Consider the following 4,600-nt stretch of genomic DNA (forward strand, 5'->3'; position numbering starts at 1 on the left):
TATATTTTCCTTTTTGTATTTGTTAGTATAACCTTCGTTCTTTACGAATTGTCGAAGGTATGTACTTGGTTATTTTATTCTAGCTGCTGATGCAAATACTATAATGTAAAATTCTTCATCTTACCAATCAACTAACAAGCACTATTATGGTATTCACTTTCCACCCCCTACCTTACAATTAGATTATATCAACTGATGATAGGAAAGGTACTACTTATTTTACGTTGACCGCAACTCATTTATATCGTTTCTTAAATCGCTCAATCTTACTATTTTCTCCAACAATCAACACCCTGTCACCTTCTTGAAAAAGTACATCTGCAAAGTGAGTAAGAATTGGCTCATCATCTCTAATAATGATAGAAACCGTTAAATTATACTTTCTTGAGAAATCTAATTGGCTTAATGATTTTCCATACATTTGCTGAGGTACTTCAATCTCTATAATCGAAACATTTTTCGTAATTTCCAAATACTCAATAATACCTGTCATTAATTCTTGTCTTGCAACTTTTCTTCCCGCTTCTTCTTCTGGATAGATGATACGATCCGCACCAATGCTTAGAAGTATTTCACCAACTTCTCGATTTACGGCTTTTGCAACAATTCTTTTCGCATTTCTTTCCTTCATTTTCTTCGTTATTAAGATTGCTGAATATGCATTTGTTCCAATTGCTACAAAAACCGAATCAAATTCGTCGATTTCCAATTGATTTAATACATCATTATCTGTAAAATCACCGATTAAACAATGTGTGGCATATTGATCAATTTCATCAAGCTTTTTCTCATTTGTATCACATACGACAACATCTGCATTTTGTTTATACAATTCTTTTACAATACCACTGCCATATCGACCAGCACCTATAATTAAAAACTGTTTCATGACTTGTCTCCCTTTCTTAACCTACTGCTAAATCTTCTTTCAAGTAACTGATTTTAGAACTCTCAACTCTGAATACAAAGTAAATAAGCGAGAAAATTCCAATACGACCAATGACCATTAAGCAGATCAATACTATTTTTGAAACAACAGCTAGTTCTCCAGTTAGTCCCATAGATAATCCAGTATTCGTTAATGCCGAAATAACCTCGAACATGATTTGCTCTAAAGGAGCTGATTGATACATTGTCAAAATTACGGTCGAACTAAAGATTAAAACAATAAAACTAATAAAGATTAAAAAAGACTTATTAATGGTTTCTTGAGTAATGGATTTTTTATAAATAACGGTGTGCTCTTGTGACTTCGCTACAGAAATTACTTTCGCTACTAATACAGCAAATGTAGTTAATCTTATTCCTCCACCTGTACTAGAAGAAGCACCCCCAATAAACATTAATAACATAATCATCAATACCGTTGTGATTGATAAAGTTGAAATGTCAATTGTTGATAAACCACCATTTCGAGATGTTGCTGAAAGAAACACCGAGTTTGATATTTTGTCAAAAAAATCAAGGTGTGCAAACCCACGATGTCCTTCTAATATAAAATAAATGGAAGTACCTGTTACAAGTAATAAAGTATGTAAACGGATGTTTATCTTTGTGAATAAACTTTTCTTTTTTCTAAAAGAAAAAACATATTCCATGATGGTTGGATATCCAATACTCCCTAAAAAAATCGTAGCCGCAGACACATATAAAACCAACGGGTTATGTTCAAAGTTTGAAAAGCTTCCATCAAATATATCAAATCCTGCATTTGTAAAGCTGGCAACGCTGTGAAATATAGTAACAAAAATAGCATCAGACATCGAATCATAATGTGGAATAACTTGTCCGATTATTAATGAAAAAGCAATTAGTTCAATAGTTAGGGCAATAATTAATACGGAAAAACTTAATAATTTAATTGTCTTTAAATTACTTTGGTTTTGATCTCTCGAGATTAGTAACATACTCGACATCGTTATTCTCTTTCCCATCATTAAAAATAAATAACTAATCAATACAAGTATTCCTATTCCACCCAACTGCATTTCTATAATTAGTATCGTTTGTCCAATACGGGTTAACTCTTCCGCAATATTTATTGTTGACAGTCCCGTAACGCTAAGTGCACTCGTAGATACGAAGAGAGAATCAACAAATGAAAGTGTCCCTGTTTTGGCAAACGGCAATATATATAGTAATGCAAATATAAAAATGAATGATATGTATAAAATAAATATGGAACGAAATGACTTAATGGTAGATTTCGTAAGTAGCATTAGATCCCTCCATTCTCCAGATGTACTTCCTCTGTATGTAGAATAAAATACACTATTATTGTACTACTAAAACTTCAATAACAGCTTTCCTTTCAGTCTTTCTTTTCGAAATCACAACAAAAAGCAGTGTATTAGCATATTTTACACTGCCCTTCATATTTTTATATTCTATATTGTTTTCAACAATGAGCTATTTTATTAACTTTCCAACTAAAATAGATCCACCCATTCATATATAGACCTAGAAGAATGTATCAATTCCTAAATTATTTATTTCATTGAACGAGCAATAAATTATTTACATCTTAAAAAATAACTTCAATAAATAAATCCCTTCTTCTCTCTAAATCTACCATGTCATCTGAGTCCAATAGCTTTATGAGTGGACGTGTAATATTATGAGGATTCATAAATATTACCTCGCCAGTTAGGAAGTTTGATAAGATCACTTTACTTCCAATTCCCATTTGAACGATCGAAGAAAGTAATGCATTTACTACTGGTAAATCAAATTTTCCAAACTCCTCATATCTAATCATTTCTAAAACCTTAAATGGTGGTATACCTTTTTGATAGCTTTTATCTGTTGTTAAAGCATGATATGTATCTGCTGCTGCAATAATTCTTGAATACAAATGTATTTTTTCCGCTTTGTCTCCCCTTGGATATCCTGACCCGTCTAATCTTTCATGATGCTGCAGTATAGCTAACTGTGCATCTTTCTTTAAGCTAGAGGTTCCTAACAGCATTTTGTAACCTAATAACGGATGACTTTTCACTTCGTCATATTCTTCTTTTGAAAGCTTTGCTTTTTTCGACAATATTTTAGCTGGAATTCTAGACATACCTACATCACATAAACAGCCTGCGATTGCCACTTGAATCACTTCTCCTTTAGCTAATCCAATAGATTTAGCTAAAAACGCTGAATAAAGTCCTACAGAAATAGCATGATGGTATATATAATCTGATTCATTAGAATGTTTATATAAGTAGAAATCAAACTTATTATCGCTTAAAGCTTGCTCCAACAATGGAATAATAATTTCTCTTACATCCGAAACATGTGTTGGTAGCCCTGATTGCCACTTTTTGAATAAACGTTTATATTCATCAATTGCTTTAAAATAAGCAGTAATAAAATCACATTCTTCTTCGACCACTTCGTTTGAACTTGTTGTTTCAGACAATGTTTGTGTAGTAGGCTTACTAACATCGACATTTTGAATTAAAAAAGATGATAGCACTTTCATATTTTCCTTTGTCAAAACAGTATCTTTAAACATTAGCGGTCTTTTTGATTGTAACATTACATCTTTTAGTAATATATCTCCTTCTTTTGCATCAAGTAATTTAATAAGCATCATATTCCCTCCAAAGCCTATATATATATTTGTTAGCTTATTAATTGTTTTTATCCACAATCATTTAAAGTAACTTATCTCTTAACTGTAATTGTTTCTCAAAGCAATAACGGATTAGTAATTGTCTATCACCCTTGCTGATATCTGTAAATTCAATGGTCATAATATTTTGAGTGAATTCATCTCTTTCTAGTACTCTAATAACTCTGCTCTTGAACTTTAAGTATTTAAATTCTCCTGAATTGAAAAGCAAGGCAAGCCAAACATCAATAATTTGGTTCGGCTTTACTTCAACATTATTAGGGATAAAAACAGCTATTCCTCCTGCACTTATATCTTCTGTATGAGATACGAAAGCTGTGATTGTATTCTTCGGACAATGGATCGCAACATCAACTGGAACGTTAACCCTCACAAACTGTCTTCGTTGTATTTTTTCATGCTTTTCTTGACTAGGATAATGAAGTTCAACCATATTAACGCCTGAATTTTTTTTACCTATTACTCTTGTCTTAAACTCAAAAACATTTCCATCCGTTGTTAAATATGTAAGATCAATCGTAACATCTTTAGGTAATGCATTGGATTTTAGCGTTCGAATATTTTGAGGGATATCGATGCAAAATGAATCGCGTTCAATTTCTAAAACTTTCGATTTATATTCTTCAATTTCAGTACCATTTTTTATTTTTAGCAATACAAAGTTACCGATTTTCATGTGAAACTATCACCTTTCCAAATCCCCTAACGACTATTTTCTACTGTTGACACTTTAGGTATATAATATCATAAAATTAGCAAAAAAAGGCATTTGCACTAAGGGTAATTTTTAATTATTTTCCTTCTTTATTACCTTCCGTTTTATCGTACTCTCACCAATTATGTATATAGAAAACAGTTTCTTCTATTCTTTAATTACTATTCTACTAAAGTCGTAGTCTTTTATTACTCTTTCTTAAATAATTATATAATTCACTTTAATTTATTGTACTTATATATAAAAAGCAAGTATATATG

4 protein-coding genes are annotated in these 4,600 nt (G+C 31.3%); all 4 read right to left on the minus strand.

Annotation, left to right across the window (positions count from 1 at the left end; genetic code table 11):
• Window positions 1-235: 235 nt before the first annotated feature.
• Window positions 236-889, minus strand: coding sequence for a potassium channel family protein (locus V7014_RS25515; protein ID WP_335511647.1), 654 nt, complete (start codon window positions 887-889; stop codon window positions 236-238).
• 16 nt (window positions 890-905) lie between these two features.
• Window positions 906-2,219, minus strand: coding sequence for a TrkH family potassium uptake protein (locus tag V7014_RS25520; protein ID WP_335511649.1), 1,314 nt, complete (start codon window positions 2,217-2,219; stop codon window positions 906-908).
• A gap of 305 nt (window positions 2,220-2,524) precedes the next feature.
• Window positions 2,525-3,583 (minus strand): HD-GYP domain-containing protein, encoded by a 1,059-nt coding sequence (locus tag V7014_RS25525; protein WP_335511651.1) that lies wholly within the window; start codon window positions 3,581-3,583, stop codon window positions 2,525-2,527.
• A gap of 64 nt (window positions 3,584-3,647) precedes the next feature.
• Complete coding sequence (locus V7014_RS25530) at window positions 3,648-4,301, minus strand: flagellar brake protein (RefSeq protein ID WP_335511653.1); 654 nt, start codon at window positions 4,299-4,301, stop codon at window positions 3,648-3,650.
• Window positions 4,302-4,600: the final 299 nt, after the last annotated feature.

Source organism: Bacillus sp. JJ722 (genome assembly GCF_036963345.1).
In the GTDB taxonomy this organism is placed as follows: domain Bacteria; phylum Bacillota; class Bacilli; order Bacillales; family DSM-1321; genus Bacillus_AD.